At 49.0% G+C, this 17734-nt stretch carries 13 protein-coding genes; 9 read left to right on the forward strand and 4 right to left on the reverse strand.

Annotated features, from left to right (window positions below):
- Positions 1-35: 35 nt before the first annotated feature.
- On the forward strand, positions 36-581 hold the full coding sequence (locus tag U1I11_RS17000; protein WP_322907323.1) for a glutathione peroxidase: 546 nt from the start codon (positions 36-38) through the stop codon (positions 579-581).
- A gap of 201 nt (positions 582-782) precedes the next feature.
- On the opposite strand, the gene U1I11_RS17005 is transcribed toward U1I11_RS17000, so the two are convergent.
- On the reverse strand, positions 783-938 hold the full coding sequence (locus U1I11_RS17005) for a hypothetical protein (protein WP_322907324.1): 156 nt from the start codon (positions 936-938) through the stop codon (positions 783-785).
- Between the two features lie 389 nt (positions 939-1327).
- Between U1I11_RS17005 and U1I11_RS17010 the strand changes: the two genes are divergently transcribed.
- From U1I11_RS17010 to U1I11_RS17035, 6 genes are all read left to right on the forward strand, one after another.
- Positions 1328-2161 carry a sensor histidine kinase gene (locus tag U1I11_RS17010; RefSeq protein ID WP_322907325.1) on the forward strand — a complete coding sequence of 278 codons (834 nt, stop codon included), beginning with the start codon at positions 1328-1330 and terminating at the stop codon, positions 2159-2161.
- Positions 2154-2819 (forward strand): response regulator transcription factor, encoded by a 666-nt coding sequence (locus U1I11_RS17015; protein WP_322907326.1) that lies wholly within the window; start codon positions 2154-2156, stop codon positions 2817-2819. Before U1I11_RS17010 ends, U1I11_RS17015 begins: the two co-directional genes overlap by 8 nt.
- Positions 2820-3071: 252 nt before the next feature.
- Positions 3072-4733 carry a copper resistance CopC/CopD family protein gene (locus U1I11_RS17020; RefSeq protein WP_322907327.1) on the forward strand — a complete coding sequence of 554 codons (1662 nt, stop codon included), beginning with the start codon at positions 3072-3074 and terminating at the stop codon, positions 4731-4733.
- Positions 4734-4914: 181 nt separating this feature from the next.
- Complete coding sequence (locus U1I11_RS17025; RefSeq protein ID WP_322907328.1) at positions 4915-5727, forward strand: YcnI family copper-binding membrane protein; 813 nt, start codon at positions 4915-4917, stop codon at positions 5725-5727.
- A 744-nt stretch (positions 5728-6471) separates the two neighbouring features.
- On the forward strand, positions 6472-7785 hold the full coding sequence (locus U1I11_RS17030) for a hypothetical protein (RefSeq protein WP_322907329.1): 1314 nt from the start codon (positions 6472-6474) through the stop codon (positions 7783-7785).
- 38 nt (positions 7786-7823) lie between these two features.
- Entirely contained in the window at positions 7824-8165 is a 342-nt protein-coding gene (locus U1I11_RS17035; protein WP_322907330.1) for a hypothetical protein, read from the forward strand.
- A 175-nt stretch (positions 8166-8340) separates the two neighbouring features.
- Here the strand turns inward: U1I11_RS17035 and U1I11_RS17040 are convergent, their stop codons facing one another.
- Genes U1I11_RS17040 through U1I11_RS17050 form a run of 3 tightly spaced genes read right to left on the reverse strand, consistent with a single transcriptional unit; the run spans position 8341 to position 11474 of the window.
- Positions 8341-10335: a hypothetical protein gene (locus tag U1I11_RS17040; RefSeq protein WP_322907331.1), complete on the reverse strand. Its 1995-nt coding sequence runs from the start codon at positions 10333-10335 to the stop codon at positions 8341-8343.
- On the reverse strand, positions 10332-11285 hold the full coding sequence (locus tag U1I11_RS17045) for a hypothetical protein (protein ID WP_322907332.1): 954 nt from the start codon (positions 11283-11285) through the stop codon (positions 10332-10334). Before U1I11_RS17045 ends, U1I11_RS17040 begins: the two co-directional genes overlap by 4 nt.
- Before the next feature lie 39 nt (positions 11286-11324).
- Complete coding sequence (locus U1I11_RS17050; protein WP_322907333.1) at positions 11325-11474, reverse strand: hypothetical protein; 150 nt, start codon at positions 11472-11474, stop codon at positions 11325-11327.
- A 477-nt stretch (positions 11475-11951) separates the two neighbouring features.
- On the opposite strand from U1I11_RS17050, the gene U1I11_RS17055 reads away from it, so the two are divergent.
- Both U1I11_RS17055 and U1I11_RS17060 read left to right on the forward strand, forming a co-directional pair.
- Positions 11952-13763 carry a VWA domain-containing protein gene (locus U1I11_RS17055; RefSeq protein WP_322907376.1) on the forward strand — a complete coding sequence of 604 codons (1812 nt, stop codon included), beginning with the start codon at positions 11952-11954 and terminating at the stop codon, positions 13761-13763.
- Between the two features lie 581 nt (positions 13764-14344).
- On the forward strand, positions 14345-17734 hold the full coding sequence (locus tag U1I11_RS17060) for a tubulin-like doman-containing protein (RefSeq protein WP_322907334.1): 3390 nt from the start codon (positions 14345-14347) through the stop codon (positions 17732-17734).

The following is a 17734-nucleotide window of genomic DNA, read 5'->3' on the forward strand; positions in this document are numbered from 1 at the left end:
CGATAATTGTGCACAAAGGGGAGAACAGATAAACGATGACTGTATACCAATTTTCTGCTACAGCGATGAATGGACGAGAAGTTTCGTTAGATGACTACCGTGGCAAAGTAATTTTAATCGTAAATACAGCAAGCCAGTGTGGTTTTACTTTTCAATATGCGGATTTGCAACGTTTATATGATCGTTATAAAGATAAGGAGTTTGTCGTACTCGGTTTTCCTTCCAATCAATTTGCGGATCAGGAGCCGAATGGTAATGAGGAGATCGATGCGTTTTGTACGTTGAATTACGGGGTTTCATTCCCGATGTTCCAAAAGGTTAATGTGCGTGATAAGCATGCGCATCCGCTGTTCACGTATTTGGCGGACAGCAAACCGTTTGAAGGCTTTGATACGCGGCACTCGGTTGCCAAAATTTTGCTGCCGCTACTGCATGAACGTCATCCTGAATATTTGCCAGGTAATTCGATCAAATGGAATTTTACTAAATTTCTGATTGACCGCGATGGTAAAGTTGCCCGTCGTTTTGAATCGACAACGGACCCAATTGATATGGAGCAGGATATCGAAGCATTACTGTAAAAGCAATACTTTCATATATCGCTAGCGTTTCGGTGATTACATCAATACCGGCATCGCACAAAAAAACCGACTTCATCCTATGAGGTCGGTTTGTTCTATATGATTAGGATAGGTCGATGATTAAATGTGTTGAAATTGCAAACTGTTGCTTCATCTATGATCATGCTACTCTACTATCGTATATATCGTGTTACTCTATCATTAACGGCTACGGGAAGCGGTGGCACATTGCTTCAAATATTCGAGCTTGCGAATAATTTCCTTTTGCCATTTCTGATCACCGATATGCACAGCTAGGTTGAGCAGATCGAGATAATCGTCTATTTGAAGTGTAGTCTTTTGTGTCATTGCGTTCATCCAGATTCCGTCTCCTTTTGAGGCGCGATTCAGCGCGGCAGTCATATTGTGTTTGTCTAAGATGTTGCATGATTAGCTGTCGTAGCGATGGCTATAAAGCAGCAAGCTAGCGACTATTATCATTCAATTCTCATTTCATCAGGAATGATAATCATTATCATATAATCTCATTGTAAGCATACGGTAAAGGAATTGCAAACGATTTATTGCAATTTTAGCAAAAAATTTTGTCTGTTCACGTATTATTCAAACTTATCGGCTGTGGAGAGGGGACTGCATTTGTAAACGGTAGACCGGATCAACGCTTTGCGGTAGTGTGGTGATGAAATGACAATGACTAGGTTTGTGGACACGTCAGCGGGTATAATTTGGATATAAAGGAGAATACGATGTCTTATCAGCATATTAAGTGGATGATTTTGTTTGTGCCGACATTGACGATTGGTATTTGGGAATATGTGCGCCATCAATTTCTAATGCCTTATTTATCGATGGAGGCAGGGAATTGGCTGTCGCCGTTGATCGTGTATATCGTCAGCATTACGCTGCTGCGCGGTTTGTTCACAATGATGGAAAATACACGCGCAGCGCTCGATCAGGAACGGATCGCCAAAAGTAAGCTAGAGGAGCGGCAGCAGCTAGCAGGTGAGCTGCATGATGGTGTTGCCCAATCGTTGTTTTTGCTTGGCGTGAAGTTGGATCAGGCGAAGCGCAAATTTCATGATCCTGAAGTGATGCAGCTGCTACACGATCTGAGCCGGACGGTCGGTGAAGCAAATCATGATGTACGGCAGGCGATTGCCGATCTAAAGCAGGAACCACGGCAGGAACATACACACCAGAGCACGCTGGAAACGCGCATTCGTGAGATGGTGCCATTAGCGGGTGTGAAGGTGGAAGTGGATTGGCAGCTTGCTGATACATGCTTGTCTGTAGCAGAGCAGACGGAACTGTTCGCTTGTATGCGTGAGGCGCTGCTAAATGTGCATAAACATGCTCGCGCACGCAGCGCAGTGATCCGTGGTCAGGGCGATGAGCAGGAGTGGTGCGTAATCGTGGAGGATGACGGGACAGGTTATGTGGAAGAAGCATTGCAGCAGCCAGGACGCTTCGGATTACGGATTACTGCCGAGCGTGCACAGCAGCGCGGCTGGCGATTTCAATTTCGCCGGGCTGATGGATGGACACAGTTTATACTGACAGGGGGCAAAGATCATGGATAAAGTACGTGTGTTGATTGTGGATGATCATGCGCATGCACGCGAGGCGACGAGTGTTATTTTGTCGGAGGAGCCGCTGTTTGAGTTAGTCGGTACGGCGTCCAGCGGGCAGGAAGCGCTTGAATTTACGGAAAAGTGGATGCCTGATCTGATTTTGATGGACATTTCGATGAAAGGTATGAATGGGCTGGAAGCGACAGGACTGATCAAATTACGCTTTCCGTACGTAAAAATTATTATGATGACCGTGTCGGATGATGCGGCGCATCTGTTTCAGGCGATCAAACAAGGGGCGCAAGGTTATTTGCTCAAAAGCTTACCACCTGCGACATGGCTTGAATATTTGCGCAGTGTGGCGTTTGACCGTGAGGAGATGAGTCAGGAGATTGCGCAGCGCATTTTGCAGGAGTTTCCGTTTGGCAAGACATATAGCGATCCGGCTGTTGATACGCTCACACGTAGAGAACGCGAAATTTTGCAATGGGTGTCTTCCGGCATGACTAATCGTGAGATCGCCGCCGGGCTGGGCATCTCGGCGCAAACGGTGAAAAATCATCTCAAAAACATTTTGCAAAAGTTACAGCTTGAAAATCGTGTTCAATTGACCCGGTATGCATTTGAACAAGGGCTGGCGAGCGAAAATAAGCGGTACCGTCCATAATTCATTCAAATTTGCAGCGTAAATCGGTCATTTATAGCCCGATGTGGTCATGTTCAGCGCAAACGGTTATTTGTATGATGAATGGGAATGTAAGGTGAACGGAACGCATCAATCCAGCCTCGATAGACTACAAACCAACATAAAGCAGGTGAAGATGCCATTATACATCATATTGCTCATTCAACTTGTGCGGCGTTACGTCAGCGATCAAAATGGAAGCGTCCAGCTGTCATTGTAAAGTTCGCACTGGCGGTGTTGCTTGTACTGCTGGCGCTTGGCTTTCCGCAGCAAGTGTTAGCACATGCTACAGTGACCGAATCGTCGCCAGCGCAAAATGAAGTGCTACAGCAGTCGCCCAAGCAGATTATGATTCGCTTTAATGAAGATATTCAGCGTGCCTATTACGGTATACAGCTGAATCGCTCGTCCGGTGCGGAAGTGAGCGGCATCAACGCATATATCGATCCAAAGGACGGAACGCGCTTGCTCGCTAATGTGCCATCGACATTGCCAGACGACATTTACACCATATCATGGAAAGCGATCTCCGGTGACGGTCATCCGGTGGAAGGGGCGATCATTTTCCAAGTCGGTAACGGAGCAGGCAAATCGCTTAAGGATGCAACTAGTGCCGCGCTCGATGACAGTCGTCCGCTTAGCCCGCTATTAATTGCGCTGCGCTGGTTGCAGTATGCGGCGCAGGCGATTGTGCTCGGTGTGCTCTGTTTGCCGCTATTTCTGTTGCCGTTGTCTGCACGGGGGGAGCTAAGCTGGTTGCGGGAGCGGCGCTATACGTGGTTGGCGCTAATCGGTGCCAGCTTGACGGTGATTGCACTGGCAGCACAGTTGCCGCTGCGCATTGCCTGGACCGCTGATATTCCGCTGTCGACTGTAGGTGGCGAACTAGGCAATACGTTTAGCGGTACTGTATTCGGCAAAATCTGGCTGCTACAAATGGCGGCTGCGATCATTGTGCTAGTGATGATGATCATCCATCAGCTTCCAAGCGTGAAGCCTGGCTTGCAGCGTGCGCTCGGTCTGACCGCTTTGATCGTACTGGCGTTAGGACTGCTTGCCAAGGCGTTTGACGGACATGCATATGCGGCGGCAAATGCCGGGGTCGCGATTGCCGCCGACTATTTACATCTGTTGTCCGCGTTGCTCTGGTCAGGTGCGCTGCTGGCATTGGCGTTGTTTTTGCCGCGCATCGTGCGCGATCATACAGGAGAGGAGCGGCGCAAACTGTATTGGGGCGTTGTGCGCCGCTTTTCCTGGCTAGCGATCAGTTCGGTCGCTGCGCTGCTGGTGACTGGCATTTATGGCAGCCTGATTTATTTGCCGACATGGAATTCATTGTTCAATACCGGTTATGGTCTGACTTTATTGTCCAAAATGCTGCTGTTCCTCGTCATGGTTAGTTTTGGCGGAATGAATTATGCCAAAGCGCGCAGCCAGCAAGGCGAGCTTGGCAAGGATATGATCTGGGAAGTGTTGACTGGATTTATTGTGCTCGTGCTTGCTGCACTGCTCGTACATCTGTCGCCATATGCGGCACCGCTTGGCAATGGCGGAACGCCGCGTGAAGTACAGGCACAAGTACAGCAGGTGGACGGCTATGAGATCAGTTTGCGTGTGCCGCCGAGCCGGATGGGTATGAATACGTTTGAAGTGACGGTAAAGGATAGCCAGGGCAAGCCGGTCGATGTGGAGCAGATTGCGATGCAACTGCACCATCTCGATATGGCGATGGCACCGACCGATATTACAATTACCGCCAAAGACGGCAAAAATGGCATGTATGAAACACAGGGCATGATCAGTATGAACGGCAACTGGCAAGTCGATATGACTGTGCTAACATCCAAGCTGGAATCGCTGCAAACGAAGTTTGTGCTCAAAGTGCCTGGTTCGTAAGTTAGAGCGTATACGCAAACTTGTAGGCTGCGAACAGCACTTCACTGCGGGAAGGAACCTACTAGTTGTACCGAGCCTGGTAGTGCCGGTGATTCAGTGACGGCGGTTACGTATAAGCGTTTGCCCGCATAGGTAGTGGCTACAATTTAACTATCCAACATAGAAAAGGGGTATTGGATTTATGAACAAACATTCATTTTGGACACGTATGGGAGCTATCGCTTCGGCGGTCGCTTTAACAGGTATGATCGTATTTGCAGGGGTGGCGAGTGCGCATGTAACTGTCAAACCGGCTGAATCGATGACAGGAGCATGGGAAACGTACACGATGAAAGTACCGTCGGAAAAAGATATTCCAACGATCAAAGTGACATTAAAAGTGCCGGAAAATCTGTCCTTCAAACAATACCAACCCGTACCTGGCTGGAAAGTAACGACCGAGAAAAACGATGCCGGTGAAATTTCAGCTGTAACATGGGAAGCGGAAAATGGCGGCATTCAAGCCGGTCAATTTCAACAATTCGTTTTTGTCGGTCAAAATCCGGACAAAGATAGCGATCTCGTATGGGATGCGTTCCAATATTACAGCGATGGCAGCATCGTCCAATGGACAGGTAATAAAGGCAGTGATACACCGCATTCGATTACGGTTGTGAGTCAAGCAGGCGCTTCCGGCGCAGGCACAACAGCGGCTGCCGATCATGGGCATAATAGTGCAGGTACGGCGGGCAGCACAGACGGCGCGGCAACAAGTGCCGAGTCTGGCACTAGCACAGACAGTGCGGCTACAAGTACGGAAGCAACGGGCAATGCAGGCACTACAACCGAAACGACCGATACGATGGCAGCCGATAATAGTGCAACAGCGCCGGCTATGGCAGCGCCTGCCGCAAGTAACGGTATGCAGACAGCGACGCTCGTTATCGCAATTGTGGCGCTGATCGCGGCGATCGGTGCATGGGTAACAGCTGCACGCAAGCGTGGAACGAAGTAAGTATTGTACGATGAAGCGGTAAGCGGTATATGCGTAGACTGAACTATACGGTAGACGTAAATTGGAATGTGTTTGAGCATGCGCCTCTGCCCATTCCGAGGTGAATACGATTTTCATAAGCACGATGCATCCATTTGTACCTGATTTTGTGCCTGATATGGTGAGGAAACTTTTCCTTATACCGTATCAGGCTTTTTACGTATAGTGTTGTGTTTATAAGTATACATAGCTATGTGAGGATATGAAGTATAGTACTTTGCCTGCTTTCAAGATTGGCTTTGAATTCACTGTATGCCCTTATTTAGGGCGGTAATCTGCATGATTTTAAACGATATATTTAAAATGGTCAGCATCATAATAGGCAGACTACGTTAAAGTTCAACTTTGATTGTGTGCTGTCATCTTTATCAATAGGAACTTGAATCCACTGAAACTTAAAGTTATCTCGATCAAGGGAATAGGTAGAGGTGTAATGATTTTGATTTTGATTGCTAGTGTTATGGTTATAGTTATTGGTTCCCGCTGTGATGGTTGCCTGATCATACAGTGTTTGTATCTTTTGTGCGCACGCTCCAGATGATTCATTGTTGTCGGAATGTGGGCGCTTTTTTTACGCGGGGAACTTGGTATAATAGAGTTTAATACTTGATTTTAGTTAATATATTTTGTAAAGGATGTTTATATTGCCCATGCTCGAAGTGTACCTACGAGTATGCTGACATAAAAGGATAAGCGAAGGAGAATATGATGACGTATCGTTTTGGTGTAATCGGACCTGTACCTTCGGTGCAGCGTATCATGCAGGTTATGGATACGCTACACGAGGATGTTGTGTTTGTGCCACTTGTGTATAATCATCCGCAGGAGATTCCGGAATTGATGGAGCAGCATCGCCACGGGTTAAAAGGATGGTTTTTCTCGGGTCCGATTCCGTTCTCGATTGCGCGTCCCTATCTGAAAGGGCATGAACTGGCGGTATGCTGTAAGCCGTCCGGTTCGGCGTTATACAAAGGTATACTGCAAATGATGCTTTTGCACGGTAGTATAGAGGAGCCGTATTCGATAGATATGATCCGTTCTGAGGAGATGGACGTTCAGGAGTCATTGGCTGAGCTGGAGCCGTCTGCGCATCCGGTGCATATTCATCTGTTTGACGAATGGGAGGAACCGGAACGGATCGTCAGCTTTCATTTGGAACTGTGGAAAGCGGGCAAAAGCAAGGCGGCGCTCACTTGTATGTATTTTGTCTATAATGAGTTGCAAAAGCAAGGCATGCCTGTCCATCGCTTAACGCTGGCGCGCCAGGACATTCGCCAGGCGGCACAACTGCTCATTCAACAGGCGCGCAGTTCCTATTTTCAAGATACCCAGATCGGAATGCAGATGATTGAAGCCGATCTGCTAGGGCAAACGAGACGCGGAGGCGGACGATATTCGGTGCAGCATGCCGAGCTGAATATGCAGCAGCGTATGTTAAAGTTATGCGAGCAGGTGGACGGTATTCTGGTGCATAACGGTGTGGGTAGCTACCAAATTGTGAGCACACGCGGGGCGATCGAACGGAAGCTAGGACGGATCGGTCAGCTTGTCGGACAAATGGAGCTGGAGACAGATATGCGTATTACGGTTGGTATTGGTTATGGCAATACAGCGTTTACAGCGAGCGATCATGCGCTGCGTGCGTTACAGCATGCCCGGCATAACCAGCAGCGTCTGCTCGTTATCGTGCAAGATAATGGGACGATTCGTGAGCTGGATCGCGATGTAGGCGACTGGAGCTATGCTTCGCGTGCACTTGATGCCGAGCTGTTAGAGCGACTGAATGCGGTCAATATTAGCGCCAGAATGTATCGCAAAATTGAAGCGTTGACTCGCCATATGCAATGGGACGGTTTTACTACGGTGCAACTGGCGCAGCATCTGTCGATGACGATTCGTAATGCCCAGCGCATTATGAGCAATTTGTGCCAGATTGGTCTCGCTGAAATAGAAGGTGAGGAACAGCAGACGGTACGCGGACGACCGCGCAAAATTTACCGTTTGCTTATGAATGGCTAGATAGCTGAAGCGATCTTGCCTTGAAAGGATGGACAGCAGTGAACAAAGGGAAATGGAGCAAAATCATAAAATGGTATTATGTGCTGATGGCGGTGTTCGTGATCGGTCTAGTCATCGCCAAGCAGAGTTGGCTAGAACAAGGAGCTGCCGGAGCAGCGGCAGGCTGGATTTTTGATGGCGTGATCGTGGTCGGGTTCCTTATTATCGTGCCGACAATGGTGATATTATGGCTCTGGCTGCGCCGCTGGATGGAGCGTTATGGTGTGGAACGGCAATTGCGGATCATTTTGTTAGTAGTAACGGTGCCGATGATGCTTGTGATCGGGTATATGTTGGAATTGGTGTTTATGATGCTGTTTATCGGGCTTGGGGGAAGATAAGCCGAGCGGCTGAGACGGTTTACAAGGCAGCGATGGGCAAAGAAATGCCTACACAGACAGCAATGAGCAAAAAGTGCATACACAGCGAGCAAGCAGCCCTTTGATATGAAAGGGCTGCTTGCTCGTATTTTATCATTTGTATATACGTATGACATAGCATGATGCCTTTGCTGCATCACTGAAGTTGCTGCACTTCAACGATCGGAATGCGTTCGCTCACGGCAGGGCGGTCACCGGGCAAGCCATTGTTGCCCAATCCGTATTGCGGTTCAAATTGCTCGTTCGGTGTACCGTTTGTACCCGTAGTCTCATCCGTCGCTGCGCTATCGTTAGGATTGCTGTTGGCATCGGGATTTATGCTGCTCGTTAGTGGCGGTAAGCCTAGTGCAGCCGGGCTAAATTGCTCATATTGTCCGTGAAATGTACCGTATATGTTTACTGTACCTGTATAAAAAGACAGATTGCCACGCAAACGTACATAACCGCGATCGGTACGGACAATTGCTCCTTCGTCATCGACCGCTACGATATCGCTTGTAAACTGAATCGGCTCATTGATATACGCTTCAATATCAGTGGCGGCAATCGGCGTATATGCACTGTCATCCGCCCGGCTCTCTGTCTGTACGTATACACCGTCCGCATTGGCGGTGTACGTGTTCAGTTGCCCGGCACCGCTGCCATCCGGTGCGGTGTGTACGATAATGCTGTGATCGGGTAGCACTTCATAGCTGCTGCCGGGCAGTGAGGCGATCGCCTTCAAACCGCTCGCGGTAAAGGCGTAGAGCGAGAACAGGCTATTGCTATTCGAGCCTGCTGCCGCGTCCATGCCCGATTGCACAGCGACGACCGGTTGCTCAGCTGTACTCAATGTCATATCGAGCGATAGTTGTCCGATTTGCGACGAGTTTTGACCGATCTGTCCTGACCAGACGCTCGCTGTTCCATCCCGATCCATCCGTCCGAAAAATAAACGATTGCTGTTGTCCGTAGCGATCGCATAAACCGGGAATGCCTGCCAGTTCGTACCGCCAACCGTATGTTCATACGTCACAGAGGCGTTGGAGCTTTGCAGCACATAGACCGGCTGATCGCTTGCCCAGGCGAGCTTGGTGCGAGCGATATTTGCCGCCATATCGCCTAGCGGTGTTAGCGTTTCATACAGTTGTAGTGCCTGGCTGAACTGCTTGGATGATGTTAGCGCAAAAGCTTGCTCTTGCAAGGTAGCAATTTGCTGATCGATCGTGTTCAACACCGGTGAAGCGGATAGTGCAAGCTGTGTTGCCGCACTGCGGAAACTGACCGCATGACGGACAAAATTGGCGGTCTGTGCGGTTTGAATGTCTTTGGCAATGATCGCTTGGGAACCGGTATTGACTAGTGAGGCGATCCAGCTGGCGCCTGTGTAAGCGTGTTGACTATACGCCTGTGCGGTAGCGACGGCATTGCTCAAAAAGGCGTCAAAATCACCAGCCGCTGCCAGCCGTTTCAGCTTGGTCGTATCGTATTGCTGGAATTGCTGGCGCAGCTCATTTTGCTGACGCTGCTGTTTGGCGGCAAGCGAGTTATTGCCTGCGGAACCGCTCGTCAGCCAATAAGTTGCCGGAATGCGCAGCAGATTCCATTTGGCGGATTCATCGGTATAATTGCGTGTGTCCAGATTATGTTGCAGCGCCGCGGTAAATTCGGTGCGGAAAGCGGCAAATCCCCGTGCTAGCAGTTGTTCCATTCCGTATTGCTGGGTGATTTGGGCATATACGCTTTGGAAACGATCATGGCGGGTCGTTTGCTGTTCCTGTTGTTGCAGCCAAATGGCATAAATGTTCAAATACGTATCGAATTGCCCGGTATCCGCTGCGGCTTGCAGACGGCTTGCCGTGGACGAAATGGTGTTGTTCCAGGCGGTGATCGGCTCCAGCTCGTTCAGTCTGGATCGAATATGGTCTTGCTCGTAATTGACAGCGGTAATGTCGTTTGCTGCCCGGTAGAGCGCTTCTGCCTGCATCCAGTGCTGTTGCTCATAATTACGATCAGCGGCTTTTACCGCTTGCACTTTATGATAGATGCCGCTGCCTTTGAGCATGAGTAGGACGAGCAATACGGCACAGCAGATGAGCAATAAATTGCGCAGCGCAAACCAGTGCAACATCGTTCGGATGACCGTTCTCATGATCGTACAGTCCCATCGCCGCTCAGCGCCGGATCATTGGGATACAGTTCCTGCCGAATCGCCTCCAAATCATGAGCGAGCGCATCTTGCAGCAGTCCTTGATCGGTTTGCACGATTCGATATAACCGTACAAACCGTTCCTTTGGCAAATGGCGTGCATACCGGCGAATAAAGCCCGGATACGTCATAATATAACGCTTCATCCGTACCATCGCGGACGTAACGCCGATCAAAATAGCCCAGCCTTGCTCCAATTGCAAAATTTTCGGTTCATGCTCAATCACATAGCGAATCGAACGCTCTTTGATCAGATCGCGTTTAATGCGTGCCATTTCCCCGATATATTCAGCAACGAGCGGATCGAAGCCGCGTGTGATCAGCGAATCCAGCTCCAAATCCATATCGCTGCGCAGTCGGAAATTTTGCAGCAATGACAGCAGGGCAAGCCGTAACCGATCATTTTGCACAAGTACGGCGGTTTGACGCAACATATGATATCCTTCCACCTCATTGCCACTGCGCACTTCCTCGACCCCGATCCGTTGATCTTCGACCAAGCCATCAAAAATAGCTTGCTGCTGACGGCGAAACAATTTGCCTAATTCGCGAAATGTGTCCCGCTCTAGCAAACGTCGCTGTACGAGCACCAGTCCGACGAGCAGCACTAGCCCGGCAGCTGCAAACAGCACCATTAGCCGTATATCCGGTGTGATCAGCACCGCTGCGATCGTCAGTATGAATGTGATTAGCAGTTCATTAAGCATCCGTCGTCTCGTCTGTGCTTTGGCTTGCCGGATGACCGGAATAAGCTTGGATTTGCCGCAGCTTGGGCAATTTTCATCCATTAAAATGGTAAACCGACCGCATTTGCGACAGACGCGCAGCCGATCATAATTGTGGCGGCTTGGTTCCAGTACCGGAAGTTGTACCGCCTGTTTGGTCATGTTCATGTATGGCATCACTCTCTATTTTGGATTGATCTAACGGAATTAGCTTTGCTTCTGGTTCACGACGTCTAATAACAACTGCTCTAGCTCCTGCTCAGATGGCACATGTTTGCGCCGATACGCGTACAGGATGAAGCGGCTACCGGCAAAAAGAAACGTAGCGCCGATACATACGTATGCAAGTATATCCATAGTCTATTTCTCTCCTAAATCCTGTGACATTTCGGCTGCCGCAAAGCAGACGGTAGATTCAACAGTATGTTTATGCTTTATTGTATGTCAAAATCTATTCCAGAATAAAGGGAGCGATGAGTATTATTCAACTTTTAGCCGATAGTCCAGTCGTTTCCCCCGTCTTAGGGTGGGGAAAAAATTCCGCTTTTTAAGCTATAATAATTCCGGTTCGACTTTTGACATGCGCGAATGGGCGATTTCCAGCCGGTGATGCTCGGGAACAGAGCAGCCGCCATCTTTTTGGAAATGGAGAAGATATGGATTATTATGGATATGGTGGTGAAAATGGTATCAAATTTTTCACTTTATGATTTTTAAGCCGTGTTAAGGTGAAATTAACCGGCGCTTAATCCACAGAGACTATACTAAATGAGATTATGGCCGTGTTGCGCCAGCCACCGATTTACATTTTACGTTGAGTGAAGGAGTAGAATGATGCACGTAAGAACATTCAAATTCATGCATATACTGCTGGCGATGACATTGATCGTCAGCCTGCTGACTGGCGCTGGAACGACGTTTGCCGCCACGAGTGGCAATGCTGCTTCCGGGACGACCGGCTCGAATATCGATGCCGTACTGCTGCTTGATGCTAGCAATTCGATGAAATCAAGCGACCCGCAAAAGCTAGGGAACGAAGCGATGAAGCTGTTTATCGATATGCTGCCAGGGCAGGGCGATCGCGTTGGCGTCGTCTCGTATACCGACCAAATCGAGCGCGAAAAGGCGCTCACCAATATTGACTCCTCTGCGAGCAAAGCGAGTCTGAAACGTTTTATCGACGATCTGAACCGTGGGCCGTATACCGATCTGTCGGTCGGTCTCGGTGAAGCGATTAGCGTATTACAAGATGGCGCTCGTCAAGGTAGCGAGCCGATGATCGTATTGTTTACCGATGGTAATGACGATCTGAACAGCAATGCTGGCAAAACGAACAGCCAAGCAGACCAGCAGCTAAAGGCGGAAGTGGACAACGCCAAAAAGCTCGGGTATCCGATCTATACGGTCGGTCTCAATGCGGACGGAAAGCTTAATCAACAGCGGCTGGCGAACATTGCGAGCGAGACTGGCGGTAAATCTTTTGTAACCAGTTCCGCTGCTGAATTGCCTAAAATTTTGAGCGAAATTTTTGCGGCACATCAGCAAGTGAATGTCGTGCCGGTGAGTTCGATTACAGGTAATGGACAATTTCAAAATGTGAAAATCAACATTCCGAATGCAAGCGTCAAAGAGGCGAATATTTCGATTATGTCTTCACAGCAAGTGGAAGTAAAGCTGGTTGACCCGGACGGTAAAGCGGTAACGGTGCCTTCCAATCAGGTCAGCTTGTCCACATCCAAAACCTACTCGCTCGTCAAGCTGTTAAATCCGCAGCAAGGCGACTGGACGCTACAGGTAAAAGGGGCAGACAAAGATAAGATCGATATCAATCTGATCTTTAACTACAGTCTGGAACTGGCATTGGAGCCAATCCCTAACAAAAGTTATAGCAAAGGCGATCAGATCGATATTTCGGCTTATATGACGAGCAACGGGCAAAAGCTGACCGATGCGTCTCAAGTGGGCAACTTGAAAGCGGTGCTGAATGTGACCGATCTGGATAGCGGCACCAAAAGCCAGTTTCCGTTGACAACGAATGGCACGCAGTTCACCGGCACATTTACGGTGCCAGACAACCATCGTTATGAACTGGTCGTTCGGGCAGAGGAACAGAGCTTTTACCGTGAAACCGCACCGGTCACGATCGATGCAACAGGTAAGGCGGGCAGCAGCGGCAGCGCGACGACGACACCAGCCGCCACCGACGGCAAAGCTGCCGGGCTTGGATGGATGGGCTGGGTAATCATCGCTTTGCTCGTTATTTTGCTCGGCACAGGTATTTGGTTCCTGCTGCGCTTCCTGAAGCAGCGTAATCGTGGCTTTGTCGGACAGATGGTGATCGAGATTCGCGATGAAAATACCGGCGAGAAATCGTATCCACAGTACAAAAAGTTAAACACATTCCGCGGACGCTTCAATCTGCATCAGTTGCTGCAACTGGCACCAGAGCTGAAAGAAACGGAGCAGATCACGTTCACACCGGGCAACAATGACCGCATCATCATCCGCAATCAGGCGGACAGCGGCATTGAGAAGTCAGGACGCTTGCTCGATGCTTCCAAAGGTGTAGAGCTGAAAAGCGGCGACCGCCTCGTCATCGCGTTGCGCCAGGTGGACAAGACGATTTTGCTGGAATATTTGAATTAAGCGGGTTGGCGTTATACGAGTATAGCTAGCGCCTGGACTGCTTTTCATATCGGTTTTGAATCCGCGATCTCTCTATTCGTAGATTCCGGTGCGAGACGGGAGTCTGTCTCCTTATTCCGTACCGCAGTGGTTGATGCGCCAACGCAATAGTTTGCGTACACGCTTTAGTTATTACAAGTTCAGCAACGATAGCGACAGACTATAATGGCACAAGCTCAGGAACAAGGCTGGTGAGTACAACACAGGGCATCCGGAGGCAATCAGGGAACAATTGTGAAGGATGCCCGCCTATTTTTAAGCTATACCATAAAAATGGACGCAATTTGCGGGGGATGTGCACGATGGATCATTTCATTTGTATCCGATTTGTACGGTAGCGCGAATGCAGAGTGAAGCAGGACATATGTGCCTGAATGCTCCCATTTGCAATACGCTCTGCGTCCATTCAGCTCACACTACTATAAATAAACATCCATGCGGACATACAGGCGGCGCTACGCTAGTCTGTGTCTCCAATTAGCACCTGATCATAAGCATCATGAACGAACACCATACTATGAAGGTTACAAGGGGGATCATCCATGAAACCAATTGTTAGAGAACACATCCAACAACTCGACGTATCGCTAGGTGGCGGTATCGTCAGCGAGAAAATCCGGGTCGATACGATCGACAATCCGATTCTCATTATCGGTCTGGGCGGCACAGGGATCGATGCCTTGCTGCGGCTGAAATATCAAATTAACCGTCGCTTCCGTCTGCCGGAAGACCCGGTGACAAAGAAAAAGCAAGACAAGCCGACCAATGTCGAATTTCTCGCCTTTGAAACGAACGAACAAGATCGCAACAAAAAATACAAAGGCATCGGTCTTGATCCGCACAATGAATTTGTGCTGCTGTCCAATCCTGAAATCGGCGGACTGCTGCAAAACCGCAGCCTGCTTGAACCTTATATTACCGAATGGCTATCCCCGGAAATGAGCATTACCGACGGTATGAACGGTGCGGCAGGTGTGCGTCAAGCAGGACGTTTGCTGCTGTTCACCAAAATCAATCAAGTCGTGCAAAGCATCGACAAAAAGATCAAAACATTATCGGTCGGCACGAACAAAAAGCTGATGGTATTTCTGCTGACCGGTCTGTCTGGCGGTACAGGCAGCGGCTCGTTCCTCGATATTTCGTATATCGTGCGCGGCATTGTGGAGCGCGACTTTGGTTCTGCCGGGATCGACCGTTTGACGATGCTCGGCTATCTGTTCACACCGGATGTGAATCTGTCGAACAAAAGTTTGAGCGAGCATACCCGCGAATATATTCGCAAAAACGGCTATGCCGCGCTTAAAGAGCTGGATTACTGGATGAATGTAGACGCCCGTGGCGAACGGTTCAAACAGCAATATGGCAGCATCCTGAACGTTAATTCACCGCTGCCGCCATTCAATCTATGTCACCTCATCTCAGCGACCAATACGGAAGGCAAGCTATTGGAAAATGCGTATGATTACTGCATGAACGTGACTGCCGAAAATATTACGAACTTTATGGCAAGCGAGGAAAAAGCGTCTGGCGAAGAATTTGCGATCCATGACTATATTAGCAATATCCGTACGAATATCGCGCAAATGAACCGCGCTTATCCGGCGAACTATGAATACAACATTATCGGCGCATCGTCCGCCGTATTGCCGATCGAAGAAATGACGACGTATCTGGCATATCGTCTATTCCAGAAAATGGACAAAATGTTCGATAAAGCGCCGGATCAAGAGGCGGTCGAAAACTTTGCCCGCAAGCTTGGCGTCGATCTTGATACGATGACCAAAACATTTGAATCGCGTGTGCCAGAGCCGTTGCCTGGTTTTGAAAATAGCGAGCGTCTAAGCTACAACAATGTAGTCAAAATGCAGGCGGTCAGCCTTGATACCGAGCTGGAACAAACGTTTCTGACCCGTGCGCGCGAAGAATATATTAAAGCAAAGCAGCAATTGCCAGGTGAGATCGTCGGTCAATTTTCCGATCAGATTCGCCGTATGTTTCTGCATCCAGAGCAAGGGCCGTTTTACGTGTCGCGTTTGCTTTACACCGAACAAGGCTTCTGCTTGCTGAAAATGCTGCTGTCATATATCGAAACGCTGCGTGAAAGCTTGACCCGTATTCCGCGTGATATCGAATCCGCATCCGAATATGCCAACGATCGGCTCGGTGATGCCAAAAGTGCATTTGTGTCCAAAGACAAAAAGAAAAATGTATATGTGGAAGCGAAAATCGATGAATACTGGCTGCGTGCAGATATCGAACGTACCCAGCAAATGATCGAGTTTTATGAAGATTTGTATCAATTGCTGAACCGCGAAAACAACCGCATTTACGGTGTGTTCACCGAGGTGCTGAACGCGCTTAGCTCTATTTTTGAGAAAAATGGCGAGCTGTTGACGAGCGGTAGCGAGCAGGAAGACCATCGTGGCAACAAAACGTATTATTGGAATCTCGTGAGCGTGCCGGACATTTCCAAAGCGGTCAGCGACATTATGGACAGCAAAGACGGGGACGATCTGATTCGCGATTTCTCCACCCAATTGCTCGATCATTCCGATCAATGGGTGAAGGAAAACGAAGTCGATATCGTGCGTTCGATCTCCGACTTCCTGAGCGACAAATTCGGCGATCTGATTACCCGTTCGATGGAAGATTTCCTCGTGATGAAATACGGTGAAGACGAACCGATCGAGAAATTTGTCGAGCGTCAAATTGCTGGTCGTCTTGACGATGATGCGGTGCCGGTGTTCCATCTAAGCAATAGCGCTGGTAATTTGCATTTCCCATCATGGGGGTTTGTATCCGTGCCGGTACAAGCGCCAAGCATTTTGCGCGGGATTCGTAATTATCAAAATAACGCGATTGGCAAATCGCATTTTACAATTAAGGAAAGCCAGGTGAAAAACCGTATCTTCTGGCTGAACACACGTAACGGTGTGCCGCTGTTTGTGTACACACCGCTGAAAGTGTATGAAGAAAACTATGAGCGCACGATTCTTGATCGCGAAGGCGTCGGTCGTCACCTTGTGATGAGCGAGAAGGAAAACTGGACGTATTTACCGTCACCGATTCCGGAACGTTCATGGGGCGATACGTATGTGAATGCGCGTGTACAGTCGTACAATGCGCGTGTGCGTCATGACTTTAAGCGCGCTCGTCAGCTTGGTATTATCGTCGAGAAAGATGTCGATCAAAATACGAGCAGCCGGTTCGCGGTGCGCTTTAGCCAGCCGCTCGATCTGGAAGCGGTATTGAGCGGTTACGATCTGCGTCTGGATGCGGCACGTCCGAATTTGGGCGAGGTGAAACGTGCGCTGCTGGAATTGCGTCGTCTGCTGAGCGAAGGGTTGCCGCTGGAAGCGTCGCGCGATATTTTCAACAGTTATAATGAAGAACTGGCGTCCGACAACTTGATTCGTTCGCCGAAAATGATCGATCGTCTGCGTCAAGAACTGGCAAAATACGATTCGATTCAAGCGAAAATGAGCGAGCTGGAAAGTCTGCTCGGTCGTCATGAAGGCGAAGAAAAGCTGATCGACCAGTTTGTGCAAGCATTGTACACCGATACGATTACGAAAAAAGGTGCGTTGTTTGTATATGATCGCGATGAGGAAGAAGAAGCATGGGAACCGTTCGTTAATTTGATGAAAACGAAAAATGTGGTGGAGTTCGAAGTGTTCGAGCATTTCCGTCAATTGGATGAGAAAAGCCGTGCCGTACTGATGCGCAAAGCGGATCGTCGTGACAATGAGCTCACATCGTCCGAAGACGTTACACCATTGTTGAACAAGTTGGATGAGCTGTACGAAACGTATTTGGAAGCACGCGATCGTCTGGAATACGAACGTGTCGAGCTGGTGAACGGTGATGAAGCATACCAGTTCTACAAACAAATGGTGTCCAAATTAAACGATTTGCGCCGGAAGCTGAAATAA

This window comes from Paenibacillus campi, assembly GCF_034659835.1.
Taxonomy (GTDB): Bacteria; Bacillota; Bacilli; order Paenibacillales; family Paenibacillaceae; genus Saccharibacillus; species Saccharibacillus campi.